Source organism: Melissospora conviva, from assembly GCF_049523535.1.
Classification (GTDB): domain Bacteria; phylum Actinomycetota; class Actinomycetes; order Mycobacteriales; family Micromonosporaceae; genus Melissospora; species Melissospora conviva.
Genome location: NZ_JBLLDT010000002.1, coordinates 464197 through 478026 on the forward strand (window position 1 = coordinate 464197; position 13830 = coordinate 478026).

Annotated in this window: 17 protein-coding genes; 10 read left to right on the top strand and 7 right to left on the bottom strand. The window is 72.4% G+C overall.

Going from position 1 to position 13830, the window contains the following annotated elements:
- Positions 1 to 117: 117 nt before the first annotated feature.
- From ACK8GG_RS07235 to ACK8GG_RS07255, 5 genes are all read left to right on the top strand, one after another.
- Positions 118 to 342, top strand: a complete 225-nt coding sequence (locus ACK8GG_RS07235) for a hypothetical protein (RefSeq protein ID WP_440348930.1) — start codon at positions 118 to 120, stop codon at positions 340 to 342.
- A gap of 2 nt (positions 343 to 344) precedes the next feature.
- The gene (locus tag ACK8GG_RS07240; protein ID WP_440348931.1) at positions 345 to 872 is read left to right on the top strand and encodes a PH domain-containing protein; all 528 of its coding nucleotides are present in this window, start codon (positions 345 to 347) and stop codon (positions 870 to 872) included.
- On the top strand, positions 869 to 2203 hold the full coding sequence (locus tag ACK8GG_RS07245; protein WP_440348932.1) for a PH domain-containing protein: 1335 nt from the start codon (positions 869 to 871) through the stop codon (positions 2201 to 2203). Before ACK8GG_RS07240 ends, ACK8GG_RS07245 begins: the two co-directional genes overlap by 4 nt.
- 61 nt (positions 2204 to 2264) lie before the next feature.
- A complete protein-coding gene (locus ACK8GG_RS07250; protein ID WP_440348933.1) occupies positions 2265 to 2687 on the top strand; it encodes a thioesterase family protein in 423 nt (140 codons plus the stop codon).
- Positions 2684 to 3508 (top strand): MBL fold metallo-hydrolase, encoded by an 825-nt coding sequence (locus tag ACK8GG_RS07255; protein WP_440348934.1) that lies wholly within the window; start codon positions 2684 to 2686, stop codon positions 3506 to 3508. The genes ACK8GG_RS07250 and ACK8GG_RS07255 overlap by 4 nt, the downstream gene beginning before the upstream one ends.
- Before the next feature lie 37 nt (positions 3509 to 3545).
- On the opposite strand, the gene ACK8GG_RS07260 is transcribed toward ACK8GG_RS07255, so the two are convergent.
- Complete coding sequence (locus ACK8GG_RS07260) at positions 3546 to 4481, bottom strand: carbohydrate kinase family protein (protein WP_440348935.1); 936 nt, start codon at positions 4479 to 4481, stop codon at positions 3546 to 3548.
- Positions 4482 to 4539: 58 nt separating this feature from the next.
- On the opposite strand from ACK8GG_RS07260, the gene ACK8GG_RS07265 reads away from it, so the two are divergent.
- Positions 4540 to 5052, top strand: coding sequence for a nuclear transport factor 2 family protein (locus tag ACK8GG_RS07265; protein ID WP_440348936.1), 513 nt, complete (start codon positions 4540 to 4542; stop codon positions 5050 to 5052).
- A gap of 112 nt (positions 5053 to 5164) precedes the next feature.
- Here ACK8GG_RS07265 and asnB read toward each other — a convergent pair whose 3' ends face one another.
- Positions 5165 to 7126: an asparagine synthase (glutamine-hydrolyzing) gene (gene asnB / locus ACK8GG_RS07270; protein ID WP_440348937.1), complete on the bottom strand. Its 1962-nt coding sequence runs from the start codon at positions 7124 to 7126 to the stop codon at positions 5165 to 5167.
- 110 nt (positions 7127 to 7236) lie between these two features.
- Here asnB and ACK8GG_RS07275 point away from each other — a divergent pair, with 110 nt between their 5' ends.
- Positions 7237 to 8718 (top strand): aminopeptidase P family protein, encoded by a 1482-nt coding sequence (locus ACK8GG_RS07275; RefSeq protein ID WP_440348938.1) that lies wholly within the window; start codon positions 7237 to 7239, stop codon positions 8716 to 8718.
- A 72-nt stretch (positions 8719 to 8790) separates the two neighbouring features.
- On the opposite strand, the gene ACK8GG_RS07280 is transcribed toward ACK8GG_RS07275, so the two are convergent.
- Positions 8791 to 9180, bottom strand: a complete 390-nt coding sequence (locus tag ACK8GG_RS07280; RefSeq protein WP_440352841.1) for a DUF6841 family protein — start codon at positions 9178 to 9180, stop codon at positions 8791 to 8793.
- Positions 9181 to 9228: 48 nt separating this feature from the next.
- Entirely contained in the window at positions 9229 to 9903 is a 675-nt protein-coding gene (locus tag ACK8GG_RS07285) for a hypothetical protein (protein WP_440348940.1), read from the bottom strand.
- A gap of 19 nt (positions 9904 to 9922) precedes the next feature.
- On the opposite strand from ACK8GG_RS07285, the gene ACK8GG_RS07290 reads away from it, so the two are divergent.
- Positions 9923 to 10108, top strand: a complete 186-nt coding sequence (locus tag ACK8GG_RS07290; protein WP_440348941.1) for a hypothetical protein — start codon at positions 9923 to 9925, stop codon at positions 10106 to 10108.
- 266 nt (positions 10109 to 10374) lie between these two features.
- Complete coding sequence (locus ACK8GG_RS07295; protein ID WP_440348942.1) at positions 10375 to 11013, top strand: C39 family peptidase; 639 nt, start codon at positions 10375 to 10377, stop codon at positions 11011 to 11013.
- A gap of 106 nt (positions 11014 to 11119) precedes the next feature.
- On the opposite strand, the gene ACK8GG_RS07300 is transcribed toward ACK8GG_RS07295, so the two are convergent.
- Entirely contained in the window at positions 11120 to 11620 is a 501-nt protein-coding gene (locus ACK8GG_RS07300) for a hypothetical protein (RefSeq protein WP_440355901.1), read from the bottom strand.
- Between the two features lie 228 nt (positions 11621 to 11848).
- On the opposite strand from ACK8GG_RS07300, the gene ACK8GG_RS07305 reads away from it, so the two are divergent.
- On the top strand, positions 11849 to 12814 hold the full coding sequence (locus ACK8GG_RS07305; protein ID WP_440355902.1) for an alpha/beta hydrolase family protein: 966 nt from the start codon (positions 11849 to 11851) through the stop codon (positions 12812 to 12814).
- A gap of 62 nt (positions 12815 to 12876) precedes the next feature.
- On the opposite strand, the gene ACK8GG_RS07310 is transcribed toward ACK8GG_RS07305, so the two are convergent.
- On the bottom strand, positions 12877 to 13275 hold the full coding sequence (locus tag ACK8GG_RS07310; protein WP_440355903.1) for a DUF302 domain-containing protein: 399 nt from the start codon (positions 13273 to 13275) through the stop codon (positions 12877 to 12879).
- Positions 13276 to 13417: 142 nt separating this feature from the next.
- Complete coding sequence (locus ACK8GG_RS07315) at positions 13418 to 13777, bottom strand: VOC family protein (protein WP_440355904.1); 360 nt, start codon at positions 13775 to 13777, stop codon at positions 13418 to 13420.
- Between the last annotated feature and the right edge of the window lie 53 nt (positions 13778 to 13830).

The following is a 13830-nucleotide window of genomic DNA, read 5'->3' on the forward strand; positions in this document are numbered from 1 at the left end:
TCCTCCACAGCGTGGGTCGGTTGAGTCGGATGAGGTGCTGCCGACAAGACTGCCATGCCGCCCGCGCGGCGTGGGCGGCACTCGCGGCGATGCGACGGCGAACCATAGACTCTGCCGATGACCGACGAGATCGCGCCCACCATCGAACCGGTCTGCTCGGCCAAGGGCTGCCCGGCGGCGGCCCGCTGGGAGCTGCGGTGGAACAACCCGAAGCTGCACACCCCCGACCGGCGCAAGACCTGGCTGGCCTGCGACATCCACCGGGAGACCCTCGGTGAGTTCCTCACCGTGCGGGGCTTCCTGCGCGAGGTGGCGCCCGCGACCGGATCCCCTACGCTCTAGACGTGACCGAGCAGACCGGCCCAGCGCCCCGCCCCGAACCCGTCAGTGCCCTGGAGCCCTGGCCGGACACGGTCCGCTGGCAGCCGGTCTCCCGGAACCTGATCTGGGTCGAGCTGATCAGCTTCGGTTCCCTGGTCCTGACGGTGGCCGTCGGCCTCGTCGTCGGGTCGGTCCTCGTCGGCGGGCGCGGCTTCACCGTGGCGCTGATCCTGCTGGGTGTGCTCGCCGTCTTGCGGGTCTCCACCATCTTCCGGGCCGTCCGTGCCTGGGGCTACGCCGAACGCGACAACGACCTGCTCGTACGGCACGGTCTGCTGATCCGCCGGCTGTCGATCGTGCCGTACGCGCGAATGCAGTTCGTCGACGTCAGCGCCGGCCCGCTGGAGCGCGCCTTCGGCCTGGCCACGGTGCAGTTGCACACGGCGGCTGCGGCCAGTGACGCCCGGATCCCGGGCCTGCCCCCGGCGGAGGCGGCCCGGCTGCGGGACCGGCTGACCGCGCTCGGCGAAGATCGCGCGGAGGGTCTGTGAGCGTCTCCGGCGACGTCGTCGCCGAGCCCCGGCGCCGGCTGCATCCGCTGACGCCGCTGTTGCAGGGCGCGAAGTCGATCGTGGTGGCCATCGCGGCGCTCTCCTGGTCGACGCTGTCGCGGGTGGGGCTGGGCTGGTTCGCCGTCCTGGTGGCGGTGCTCGTCGTCGGGGCGACCGTGCTCGCGGTGGTCAGCTGGTACAACACCGGCTACCACATCGTCGGCCGGGAGCTGCGCATCCACGAGGGGCTGCTCTGGCGCCGGACCCGGGCGATCCCGCTGGAGCGGCTCCAGGCCGTCGAGGTGGTACGTCCGCTGCTGGCCCAGCTCACCGGCCTGGCGGAGCTGCGGCTGGAGGTGGTCGGGGGCGGCCAGACCGAAGCTCCCCTGTCGTTCCTGACGGTGGCCGAGGCGGCGGCCCTGCGGGACCGGCTGCTCACCCTCGCAGGCCGGGGGCAGTCACCCGTACCGGACGCCGCGGTGCCCGGCGACGACGCGCCGTTGCCGGCGGCGCCACCGGCCGAGCGCCTGCTGCGCCTGGTGGCCAACCGCGAGGTGCTGGTCAGCCAGTTGCTCACCCCGCAGGCGTTCTTCCTGCCCATCGGAGTGACGGTGGTGCTGACCGAGTTCCTCACCTCGGGTTCGTGGTCGTTCATCGCGGTTGCCAGCACCCTGACCGCCACGGCCGGCATCATGCTGCAGCCGATCCGCCGCGTGCTCAGCGACTGGAACTTCCGGTTGTCGATGCAGGAGTCGGGCCTGCGGGTGCATCGCGGTCTGCTGGAGACCCGCGCGCAGACCGTCCCGCTGGACCGGGTGCAGGCGGTGGCGGTGACCTGGCCGCTGCTCTGGCGGGCCAAGGGGTGGCTGCGGATGCGGCTGGAGGTGGCGGGCTTCTCCGCCGAATCCGACGACAACAACCGACCGGACCGGCTGCTGCCGGTCGGGACACTCGCCGACGCCCGCTTCGTCACCTTCGAGGTGCTCCCCGGGGTGGACCTGCTGACGGTGCCGCTGACGGGGGTGCCGCGGCGGGCGCGCTGGCTGCATCCGTTCGCCCAGCCGGTGCTCGGCGCCGGTCTCGGTGAGCGGGTCTTCGCCGCGCGCCGCGGCGCGCTCACCCGCGAACTGGTGATCGTCCCGTACGCGCGGATCCAGAGCGTGCGGGTGGTGCGGGGACCGCTGCAGCGGGCGCTGGGTCTGGCCACCGTGCACGTCGACACCGCCGGTGGCGCCGGCGCCGCCGCGCAGGGGCGCGACCTCGCCGAAGCCTGGATGCTGGCGGCCGCCCTCACCGAACGGGCCCAGGCGGCCCGGCGCGGCCCGGGCTGAGCGCGGACGTTTCCCGGCCGGGTCGGCGTGCGGGAGCCGGGCAGGACCTAGGCTCTCCTGCATGGAGCAGCAGCGGGACCGCAGCCGGCAGCACACGGACGTCTTCACTACCGGGCTGACCGCCCGGGTGGAGCTGACAGTCACCGTCGCCGACACCGCCCAGGCACTCGGCTCCGGTGACGTGCCGGTGCTCGGCACCCCCCGGGCTCTCGCCCTGGCCGAGGCCGCGACGGTCGCCGCGACCGCCACCCGGATGCCGCCGGACATGACGACCGTCGGCACGCGGGTGGAGCTGGAGCACCGGGCGCCGACGCCGATCGGCCGCACCGTCGTCGCCGCCGCCCGGCTCAGTCAGGTCGACGGCCGCAGACTCGTCTTCGACGTCCTGCTCACCGACGGTGAGACGACCATCGCCGAGGGGGTGGTGGAACGCCTCCTGGTCGACCGGCAGCGTTTCGTGGCCCGAGCGACGGGTGTCGCATGACGGGCCTGACCGAGGTCGCCGACCGCGTCTGGGTGCTGCGGCATCCGGTGCTCGACGTCAACGCCACGCTGATCGTCGGCGCCGGCGAGGCCCTGCTGGTCGACACCCTCTCCACCCCGGCGCAGGCGACCGCGCTGGCGGAGGAGATCCGCCGCGTCGCGCCCTGGCCGGGGCGCATCGTCAACACCCACCACCACTTCGACCACTGCTTCGGCAACGCCACGCTCGCCGGCTCACCGCCGTGTCCGGTGTACGCCCACGAGAACGCCGCCGGGGCGCTGCGCCGGCCGGAGGAGGCACGCCGCGCCGCGTACGCGGAGATGGCCGACGCCGAGCCGGCGCTCGCCGCGGAACTCGCCGACGTCGACCTGCTCGCGCCGACCCGGACCGTGCAGACCGAGACGCTGCTCGACGTGGGTGGGCGGGCGGTGCTGCTGCGGCATCCGGGCCGGGGGCACACGGCAGGGGACCTGGTGGTGCACGTGCCCGACGCCGACGTCCTGGTCGCCGGTGACCTGGTCGAGTCGAGCGGACCGCCGGCCTTCGAGGAGAGCTATCCGCTGGCCTGGCCGGAGAGCCTCGCCGACGTGCTGCGGCTGGTCGGCGACGAGACGGTGGTGATCCCCGGCCACGGCGCGCCCACCGACCGCGGTTTCGTGGTGCAGCAGCACCGGCAGTTCAGCGATCTCGCCTGGCTGATCCGCGCCGCGCACACCGGCGGCACGACCGCCGAACGGGTCGCCGCCGAGGCGCCCTTCGGGGCCCGGGCCGCCCTGATCGCCGCCCGCCGCGGCTTCGCCGAACTCGACGGCACCGCCTGAACGCCACCTCACCCCGGAACGGGTTGGTCGCGGGCCGTCAGGCCGGGCCGAAGCGGGCGGCAACCTGGGCCCGGGTCGGCATCGCGGTGGCCCCGCCGGGCGCCTCGCAGACCAGGGCCGCGACCCGCAGCGCGAACTCGACCCGCCGCCGCCAACCCGCCGGATCGGCCGGGACGCCGCCGGCGAGCAGGTCGGCGATCAGCGCCGCCATCACCGCGTCCCCCGCGCCGGTGGCGTCGACCGCCCGTACCGCAGGGGCCGGCATCCGGCACAGCTGCGCGCCGGCGGCGACCAGCGCGCCCCGGGCACCGAGGGTGAGCACGACCACCCCCGCGCCCAGCTCCCGCAGCAGCCCGGCGACGGCCTCGGCCGGCTTGTCCGGATAGAGCACCGCGGCGTCCGCGGCGCTGAGCTTGACCAGGTCCGCGGTGGCGGCGAACTCCGCGGCGACCGCCCGCTGCCGTTCGACATCGCCGGCGCCGGTGAGCAGGCGCGGCCGGACGTTGGGGTCGAAGACCCGCAGGGCGGGCGTGGCAGCCCAGGCGTGGCGGGCGGCGGCCAGCACCGGCGGGCAGAGCAGCGCGATGGAGCCGCAGTAGAGCACCGCCGCCCCGGCCGGCAGGGCGGCGTCGAGCCCGGCGACGTCGAGCAGCCCGTACGACGGGGGTGCGCCGTAGAAGCGGAAGTCGGGTTCGGCGCCGGCGAAGGTGGTCACGGCCAGCGCGGTGGGGGCGGCAGCCCGCAGCACGCCCCGGGTACCGACGCCGTTGTCGGCCAGGAACCGGCCGATCCGGTCGGCGAGGGCGTCGTCGCCGAGGGAGCCGGCGAACTCGACCGCCGCCCCGAGCCGGGACGCCCCCACCGCGACGTTGAGCGGCGCGCCGCCGACGACGGCCCGGTAGAGCGGCTCGGCGCCGTCGGCTGTCTCCAGCAGGTCGATCAGCGCCTCGCCGAGCACCATCGCGTACGCCATCGTTCCTCCTCGGCGGGGCGGGCGATCACTGCCGGTGTCCGCCACCATAATGGCCGTCATGGATACCGCCAGTACGGCAGACCTGGAACGCGCCGGCACGGCCGGCGCCGGCGCGGAGACCGCCGCCGCCCCCGCGCCTCGCCGGGATGCCGCCGACAAGAACCCCGCCGGACGCCACGCGCACCGCGCCGGACGCGCCCTCGACGCGGGTGCTGCGGTGGCGGCGTACTGGGCCGCCTGCGCCGCGCGGGACTGGACGGGCTTCGGCGAACTGCTCGCCTCCGAGGTCGTCTACGACCTGCCGCAGAGCCGGGAGCGCATCCACGGCCGCGACCGGTTCGTCCGGTTCAACGCCGAGTACCCGGGCGACTGGGAGCTGACGGTGGAGCGCGTCATCGGCGCGACGGGCACCGCCGCGAGCTGGGTCCGGCTCAGGGCCGGCGACAAGGATCTGCCCGCCGCCTCGTTCTTCGATTTCGACGAGGCCGGGCTGATCGTGCGGATCACCGAGTTCTGGCCGGAGCCGTACGAGCCGCCGGCCGGACGGGAGCACCTCGCCGAGCGGTACTGAACGGGGCCGCGGCTGGACGGCACCCGGTGTCAGCCCCGCTCCCCTGTTGGTCCACCGAGATCGCCCGGGCGCCCGCCGACAGCAGCGGGCACCCGGGCGACGGGACTCGGGGTCAGCGCACCATCGAGCCGACGACCGGCTTGGTGAGCAGTGCCGACTGGTTGCGCTGGATGCCGGGATTGAGCGACTTCTCCACGAAGATCGCGTGCCAGATGCAGAAGATCAGCACGGTCCAGACCTTGCGGGAGTTGTCCGCCTCCTCACGCTTGTGCTCCTCCAGCAGCCGCATCGCGTACGGCAGGTCCAGCAGCTCGCCGGCGCCGGAGGTGGCGAGGATGTTGCGCGCCCACTCGTACATCTCGCCGCGCAGCCAGACCCGGGTCGGGGTCGGGAAGCCGAGCTTGCGGCGGTTGACGATCGCCGGCGGGACGACGCCCTGCAGGGCCTGGCGCATGGCGTACTTGGTGGCGTCCGAACGCGGCGGCAGTTTCAGCTCGACCGGGATCTTCGCGGCGACCTCGAAGACCTCCTTGTCGAGGAAGGGCACCCGCACCTCCAGCGAGTGCGACATCGAGATCCGGTCGGCCTTGACCAGGATGTCGCCGCGCAGCCAGGTGTAGAGGTCGACGTACTGCATCTTGGTGACGTCGTCGAGTTCGGCGCACTCGGCGTAGATCGGCGCGGTCACGTCGGTGTAGCGCACCGACGGGTCGTAGCGGCGCATCAGGTGCCGCTTCTCCTCCTCGGTGAACATCCGTGCGTTGCCGTAGTAGCGCTCCTCGATCGGGGTGGTGCCGCGCTCCAGGAAGCTCTTGCCCTTGACGCCCTGCGGGATGGCCTTGGAGACGGCCCGCAGCCCCTTCTGCACGCCGCCGGGCAGGCCGTTGACCGCGCCGAGGGAGAGCGGCTCGCGGTAGATGGTGTAGCCGCCGAAGAACTCGTCGGCGCCCTCGCCGGAGAGGACCACGGTCACGTGCTCAGCGGCCTTCTTGGCGACGAAGTAGAGCGGCACCAGGGCCGGGTCGGCGACCGGGTCGTCGAGGTGCCAGATGATGCGGGGCAGGGCATCCATCATGTCCTGCGGCCCGATCTTGGTCGGGATGGTGGTGACATCGAGGTGCCGGGCCGAGTCCTGCGCGACGTCGATCTCGGAATAGCCCGGCACGTCGTAGCCGACGGTGAAGGTCAGGATGTTCGGGTTGAACTCCCGGGCCAGCGCCACCACGGCGGTGGAGTCGATTCCGCTGGAGAGGAAGGAGCCGACCGGTACGTCGGCGCGCATGTGCATGCGGACGCTCTCCCGCAGCGTCTCCCGGATCTCGTCGTAGAGCCGCTGCGGGTCGTCGACGGGGCGGGGCCGGAAGACCGGGCGGTACCAGCGCCGCACCTCCAGGCGCTGCCCCGGACTCCAGGTCAGGTACTCGCCGGAGCCGATCCGGTTGATCCCCTTGTGCAGGGTGCCGGGCTCCGGGACGTACTGCAGGGTCAGGTAGTGCGAGAGGTTTGCGGTGTCGATACCGGCGTCACCGACGTACGCCGACTGGGCGAAGGGCAGCAGTGCCTTCTTCTCCGAGGCCAGGTAGAGCCCGTCGACGGTCTCCAGGTAGTGCAGCGGCTTGATGCCGAAGTTGTCCCGGGCGCCGAACGCGCGGCGGGTCTGGCGGTCCCAGATGACGAAGGAGAACATCCCGCGCAGCCGGGTGAGGACCTGCTCGCCCCAGTAGTGGAAACCGGCGACGATCACCTCGCCGTCGCCGTTGGTGGCGAACCGCGCACCGAAGTCGCGCATCAGCTCGTTGCGGAGCTCGATGTAGTTGTAGATCTCACCGTTGAAGGTCAGCAGGTACCGGCCGTCGGCGTAGGGCAGGGGCTCGTGACTCGACGCGACATCGATGATCGACAGCCGCTTGTGGCCGAAGACCCCGTCGATGTACTGCCCTGTGACGTCCCCGACCAGATCGACCCCGGTCTCGTCGGGCCCACGGTGATGCAGGGATTCCAACGCGGTGGTGATGGCGTCGCGATGCGCGCCGGCGTCACCACGGGCGCTGAAGAATGCCAAGAGTCCGCACATGGTGGTCATCTTTCCACGCGCGCGCAGCGCCCGGTGCGGCACCGCTGGGGACCGTTACCGTGGACCCGCGGGGTACCGTCGTGGCCAGGGACGTACCGGGAGGATGGCGCATGACCGAGGGACAGCAGCAGATTCCGCAGGATCCGCAGCAGAGCGGGTCGGACGGCACCGAGTCGCACGATCCGGCCTTCCCGGAGCGATTCCTCGCCTTCATGCGTGACGGGTGGCGCGACACCGAGCTGCCGACCTCCCCGCGGCCGGAGGTCCCGCACTACGCCAAGCGCCGGGCCGCTCTGGCCGCCGCCTTCCCGGGCGAGACCCTGGTGATCCCCACCGGCCCGGAGAAGACCCGCGCCAACGACACCGCCTACCCGTTCCGGCCGGGCAGCGACTTCGCGTACCTCACCGGCGACTACGAGCCGGACAGTGTGCTGATTCTGCGCCCCAACGGCTCCGGGCACGACGCGGTGCTCTACCTGCGGCCGCGCTCGTCCCGGGACAACGACGAGTTCTTCCGCAGCCGCCACGGCGAGCTCTGGGTGGGCCGCCGCCCGACGCTGCGCGAACGCGCCGCCGAACTGGGCGTGGAGACCGCCGACCTGACCGAGCTGGACCGGGCGCTGGCCGACTGCGCGCCGGGACGTACCCGGGTGCTGCGCGGTCTCGACCCGGCCGTGGACACCGCCGTACGGCCGTACGGTCCCGCCGAGCGTGACCGGGAGCTGGCCGCCACGATCAGCGAGCTGAAGCTGGTCAAGGACGAGTGGGAGATCGCCCAGCTCCAGGAGGCGGTGGACGCCACCGTACGGGGCTTCGAGGACGTGGCGCGGGCGCTGCCGGCCGACCGCGGGGTCTCCGAGCGGCTGCTGGAGGGGGTCTTCGGGCTCCGCGCCCGGCACGACGGCAACGATGTCGGCTACGGCTCGATCGTCGGCGCCGGTGAGCACGCCACGATCCTGCACTGGGTGCACAACCACGGCACCACCCGCCCGGGTGAGCTGCTGCTGATGGACATGGGGGTCGAGGGCCACCACCTCTACACCGCCGACGTCACCCGGGTGCTGCCGGTCGACGGCCGCTTCAGCGACCTGCAGCGCCAGGTCTACGACATCGTGTACGCCTCGCAGCAGGCCGGCATCGAGGCGGTCCGGCCCGGCGTCGCCTTCAAGGACGTCCACCTGACCTCGATGCGGGTGCTCGCCGAGGGCCTCTCCGACCTGGGCCTGCTCCCCGTCAGCGTTGACGAGGCGATGGACCCGGCCTCGTCGGTCTACCGGCGCTGGACGCTGCACGGCACCAGCCACATGCTCGGCATCGACGTGCACGACTGCGCCAACGCGCGCACCGAGCACTACCGCGACGGCACCCTCGGCGAGGGGTACGTGCTGACCGTGGAGCCGGGCCTGTACTTCCAGCCGGAGGACGAGCTGGTCCCCGAGGAGCTGCGCGGCATCGGCATCCGGATCGAGGACGACATCCTGGTCACCGCCGACGGGCCGGTGAACCTCTCGGCGGCGCTGCCGCGGCGTTCGGACGAGGTCGAGACCTGGCTCGCCGAGCAGCGGGCCGCCGGTCCGCGGCTGCCCGGCTGAGCGGCGTTCCGCCCCGCTGCGCCGTCGGCCGGGCAGATGTCGCGTCTGCCCGGCAGAGCGGCGTCCGCCCGATCAGCCGGTGCGGATGACGGTGCAGATGGCCGGTCCGTCGTCGGTCATCCGCAGCAGGTAGCGGTAGCGCTCCCCCGGCACGGCCTGGCCCTGGCTGTCCAGGTACTCCCACTGCACGGCCACCTCGGCCAGCAGCGCGGAGATCTGCTGCACGTCCTGGATCTGGGCGTGGGCGGCGATCAGTTCCCGCTCCTGGTAGTCGGGGGCAGCGCCGACGAAGGAGAGCGCGATCGCCGCCGGCGAGGAGAAGGAGAAGCTGTAGGTGTTGGCGACCACCAGACCCGGCAACGCGTAACAGTTGGCGATGGCCGGCACGTCGGCGGCGGTCAGGGCCGCGCCGTACCGGTCGAAGAAGTCGCTGAGCGTGCTCAAGTCCGTGGAGGCGTTCACGCCGTGGTGAATTTCCAGGGCGCCGCCGGGGCAAACCTCGCGCGCCGGTCACCGGCGCGGTATCGCCACCTCGATCTCCGCGCCGAGCCCCGCCGACCCGGCCAGCCGGAGGTCGTCGCCGCTCCAGAACCGTCCGGGGTCGTACCAGTTCGGCCGGCGGCCCGCGGGCAGCAACCCCATCTCCTCGTAGGTCACCGCCACCACCTCGGCACAGTAGGCGGTCTCCAGCCTGCGCTGCTGGGCGTCGTCGGCCGCCGGCGAACCGCCGGGCGAGCGATGGCCGGGGCGCGGCAGCCGTACCTGTGGCACCCGTCCGCGGGCCCAGCGCCAGAAGAGCTGCGCCGTGGAGGGGAAGGGCGTGCCGTCCAGCCGGGCGATGGTCCGCAACGCGGCGTTCTCCATGTCCCGGGTGGCCGGTGGGTCGAGCTGTCGCAGCCAGGCGCGCTGACCGTAGCGGTTGCCCCAGACGCAGACGGCGTCGCGCAGATCGTGCAGCTGCACGCCGCGCTGGTGGGTTCCGGACCACATGTCCGGCAGCGAGCGCCCGAGCTCGGCGTGCCACATCAGGGGCGGCAGGTCCTCCAGCACGACCGCCATCCCGACGTGGTTGACCGGGCTGTTGGTGGTCAGCTGGATCGCCCGGTCCGCGCCGCTGCGGCCGCGGAAGACCCAGATGTCTCCGGTGCGCGTCAATTCCAGCGCGGCATCCAGGCTCATGCTCATGTCCGTTTACCCTAGGCGCATGCGGTGGTGGAAGGTACTCGGCGTGGCGGGTTTCGTGGGCGTGGCCGCGACCGGGGTGGCGGTTGCCCGGGCCCAGCGGCGCCGCCGGGCGTACACGCCGGAGGAGATCCGGGACCGGCTGCGGCAACGGCACCTGGAGTCCGCGGCGGGGACCGACCCGCTCGCGCAGAACCTCCCGGATTGACCGGATCGGACGGATCGGCCGACCCGGCCCAATGGGCGGTTCATCCCGGTACATGCCTGTAAATCCCGCCGGATCAGGCCATGATCGGGGCATGGCCGGGGGCCCCGGCCGGTTATACCTGGTGAACGCCGCAGGACCCGGTGACGGTCCGCGGCGCCCAGCGCCCGGCGGCGAGCGCGTGCCGCCCGATCCCCCGGACGTGATCCGTCCCCTTCGGGTGCGCGCCGACCTCGCCGGGCAGACCCCCGGATGAGAGGCGATTGACAATGACGACGATTATTCGCAAGGCCGCTCTCGCGTTCACCGGTCTGGCCGCCACCACCGGTGCGGTCGTCGGCCCCATCGCCGCTCCGGCGCTGGCCAATGACGGCGCCCACGCGGCCCCGGCCGAGCGACATAGCGCGGTCAAGGAACTGGATGTGCAGTACAAGGCGCAGGAGAACTACTACTACTGCGGTCCGGCCTCGACCCGGATCGCGCTGTCCGCACAGGACAAGACCCCGTCGCAGGACGAGGTGGCCCGTCATCTCGGCACGACCGAGAACGGCACCAACTCGGCCGAGGACACCACGCGGGTCCTCGAGGACCTGACCGGGGAAGACTACGAGACCACCGTGATCCCCGACCAGGCCGCTGCCGAGCGTCACCACGACGAACTTCAGTCCGACATCACCGAGACGATCAACGACGAGCGTGCGGTGGTCATCAACATCGCCGGCACTGTCGTTGACACCGACGGCGTGCGTCACTCGTACCCGGGTGGGCACTACGTGGCGGTCGTCGGCTACCGCGACGGCGGTGAGCAGGTGAAGATCGCCGACCCGGCGAAGCCGGATCGCGGCACGTACTGGGTGGACGTGGAGCAGGTCGCCGAGTGGATCGCCACCCGCGGCTACTCCCACTGATCCGCTACCCGGCAGAGGGCCGGTCCCGTCACGGGACCGGCCCTTTTTTCGTGCCGTGATCGCTCGCGGGCGGCGAACCCCACAGCGCCGGGGCGCCGGCCCTGAGTCAGATGCTGTCCGGTTCACCGGCGGGCTCGGCGGCGGCGTCACCGGTGCGCAACAGAGCGCCGCGCGGGGCGAGAACGGTCACCCGGTAGGTGAGACCGACGTTGGAGAAGATGTCGCCGCGCAGCCAGAGGCAGATGCCGACACCGGGCTCCCCCTCCGGATGCTCGAAGAACTCGACCACCGGTTCGGCGAGTGAACCGACCAGTCCCTGGGTCTGCTGTGCGGTGGCCGGGATCTGGAGCAGACCGCCGGTGACCTGAACCTCGACGTCGTCGAGCGCGTCGACGTCGTACCAGTGGGTGTCGGGCAGAAAGAGCCGGCTCTCCACCGGACGCCGGCGGTACTCCGGGCCCATGATGCCGCTGTCGGCGTCGGGCTGGTCGCCGAGCCAGGCCACTCCGGCGTAGTCGGTCCGCAGCTTCTGGTCACCGGCGGGGAAGCCGGTGACCAGCGTGTCGATACGGGGCTGGGCGTCAAGGTGCACGGCTGCTTCGGTCACCCGCCGGACATTAGCACCGGCGGCGTTCGCCGGGCCCGGCACCGGCCGGTGCCGCCGTGCCGGCCGGTGCCGGAAGTCGCCGACGCGCGGAGCTGCGAAAAGTCTCGACGGGTAAAGATGTTGCGCCGAACATCTTGTCCCGTCCATCGAAACAGTGTTATCTGAAGCGGAACGAAACGCCGTTTCCTAAGTGGAAACAGGCCCCTCTACCCCCCGAGAGGAATTCTCTTGTCCCGTACCCGCAGGATGTCCCGCGTCGCGGCCGCCGCGGCGGCGCTGGCGCTCACCGTCGGTGCCCTCGCCGGCGCCCCCGCCGCCTCCGCCGCACCGTCGGCGGCCGCGTCGGCCGTCACCGTCAGCAGCGATGTCGCGTCCTACTACGCCAACATCCACACCGACGCGAGCACCGTCTACTACCCCACCACCGGCACCGGGAAGCTGCCGGTGGCGCTGCTGCTGCAGGGCGCCGACGTCGACCGCGACGAGTACGCCACCTACGCCCGCACCGTCGCCTCGTACGGCTTCGTCGTGGTCGTGCCGAACCACTGGCGGCTCGTCTTCGTCGACTACGGTCTCTTCTCCCACCAGGGCCAGGCGATCCAGACCGCGATCTGGGCGCACGTGGAGAACGTCAACCCGCTCAGTCCGCTGCGCAACCGGATCGACACCGGGTCGTTCACCCTGCTCGGCCACTCCTTCGGGGCGGCCACCGGCCTCTACACCGTGCAGGGCAACTGCCAGATCCCGTTCTGCTGGCTCGGCGGCAACCAGCGCCCGAAGGAACTGAAGGCCGCGGCCTTCTACGGCGCGAACACCGTCGACCCGAGCGGTGACGGCGGGATCGACCCGATCAACACCGCCGGCATCCCGGTGGCGCTGATCCAGGGTTCGGTCGACGGCGTCTCCACCCCCGCCGAGGCGCAGGGCACCTACGACGCCTTCTCCGGCGGCCCGGCCTCGCTGATCACCGTCAATGGCGCGAACCACTACGGCCTGACCGACAGCCCGGCCCCGTCGGGCGCCGAGCCGGACCCCTCGGCGCAGGTCCTGCCGCAGCAGGTCTCGATCGAGACCGCCGCCCGCTGGAGCGCGCTCTACCTGCGTGCGCAGCTCGGCGACGACGCCGCCGCCGCCTACGTCTACGGCCACGGCGACGCTGCCGACAGCAACGTGACCGTCCAGCACCGCCCGTGACAACGACCCGCCGCCGGAGCCTGACCGGCTCCGGCGGCGGGCCCGTCCGGTTGCGCGAACGGTCAGTACGCGCTCACCGGCTGCTCCAGCACCGCCGAGACGACCTCGCCGGCGGCGTGCAACGGCCTGCTCTCCTCGGCCGTGAGCCCGAAGCGCCGCGCCACGAACTCCGGGTCCTGCCAGGTCACCACCGCGCCCTGGGCGCCGTCGTCGCGGATCAGGATCCGCAGCGGCAGGTCGATGGCGAGCTGCGGGCAGTCCTGCAGCAGCGCCGTACCGGTCAACGGCCGGCCGAAGATCACCAGCTGGGTCGCCGGCAGGCGCAGGTCCCCCTGCGCCGCGGCGGCGCCGTGGTCGATGACAGCGAAGACGGTCGCCCCCTGCTCGTCGATGCACCGGCGCAGCGCCTCCACCGTCGCGGGCACGTTCATGCTGCTGCGTGCGCTCTTCAGGCCGTTCATGACCAACCCCCGATAGGTCGACGACTTGCCTGAGCCCCGCATGGGTTCCCGGAGGGCGGCCGATGATTCGACGCCCCCGGGCCCACCTGCCCGCGCGGCCTGCCGATGGGCCGCCACCCCGACAACCCGGCCGTCACCCGCCTCACCCGGTCGGGGCGAGGAACTCCAGGCGGTTGCCGTGCACGTCGGCGGTGTGGAAGCGCCGTAGACCGGGCAGTTCGCCCTCGTCCGCCCAGGTCACCGGGTAGCCGGCGGCGGTCAGCCGCGCAGCGAGGGCGTCGAGGTCCGGCCAGAGCAGTCCCGGGTGGGCCTTCTCGGCCGGATGGAAGTCGTCGGTGACGCCGAGGTGAAGCTCGACACCGTGGCCGGCGAACCAGCAACCGCCCCGAGCGGCCAGTGGCGGCGGCTTCGGCACCTCGACAAGGCCCAGAAGACCTGCGTAGAACGCGCGCAGAGCGCTCTCGGAGCCGCGCGGCGCGGCGAGCTGAACGTGATGGATCACGCCAGTTCCCCCTATCCCGGTCGATGCGAACGATGTCCCAGAGCCTGACACCG

What these genes read in the sequence shown, in the direction of transcription:
- ACK8GG_RS07265 (WP_440348936.1), top strand. Translation starts at nt 4,540, where the DNA reads ATGGATACCGCCAGTACGGCAGACCTGGAACGCGCCGGCACGGCCGGC.
- ACK8GG_RS07290 (WP_440348941.1), top strand. Translation starts at nt 9,923, where the DNA reads ATGCGGTGGTGGAAGGTACTCGGCGTGGCGGGTTTCGTGGGCGTGGCC.
- ACK8GG_RS07295 (WP_440348942.1), top strand. Translation starts at nt 10,375, where the DNA reads ATGACGACGATTATTCGCAAGGCCGCTCTCGCGTTCACCGGTCTGGCC.
- ACK8GG_RS07250 (WP_440348933.1), top strand. Translation starts at nt 2,265, where the DNA reads ATGGAGCAGCAGCGGGACCGCAGCCGGCAGCACACGGACGTCTTCACT.
- ACK8GG_RS07235 (WP_440348930.1), top strand. Translation starts at nt 118, where the DNA reads ATGACCGACGAGATCGCGCCCACCATCGAACCGGTCTGCTCGGCCAAG.
- ACK8GG_RS07275 (WP_440348938.1), top strand. Translation starts at nt 7,237, where the DNA reads ATGACCGAGGGACAGCAGCAGATTCCGCAGGATCCGCAGCAGAGCGGG.
- ACK8GG_RS07310 (WP_440355903.1), bottom strand. Translation starts at nt 13,275, where the DNA reads ATGAACGGCCTGAAGAGCGCACGCAGCAGCATGAACGTGCCCGCGACG.
- ACK8GG_RS07255 (WP_440348934.1), top strand. Translation starts at nt 2,684, where the DNA reads ATGACGGGCCTGACCGAGGTCGCCGACCGCGTCTGGGTGCTGCGGCAT.
- ACK8GG_RS07285 (WP_440348940.1), bottom strand. Translation starts at nt 9,903, where the DNA reads ATGAGCATGAGCCTGGATGCCGCGCTGGAATTGACGCGCACCGGAGAC.
- asnB (WP_440348937.1), bottom strand. Translation starts at nt 7,126, where the DNA reads ATGTGCGGACTCTTGGCATTCTTCAGCGCCCGTGGTGACGCCGGCGCG.
- ACK8GG_RS07260 (WP_440348935.1), bottom strand. Translation starts at nt 4,481, where the DNA reads ATGGCGTACGCGATGGTGCTCGGCGAGGCGCTGATCGACCTGCTGGAG.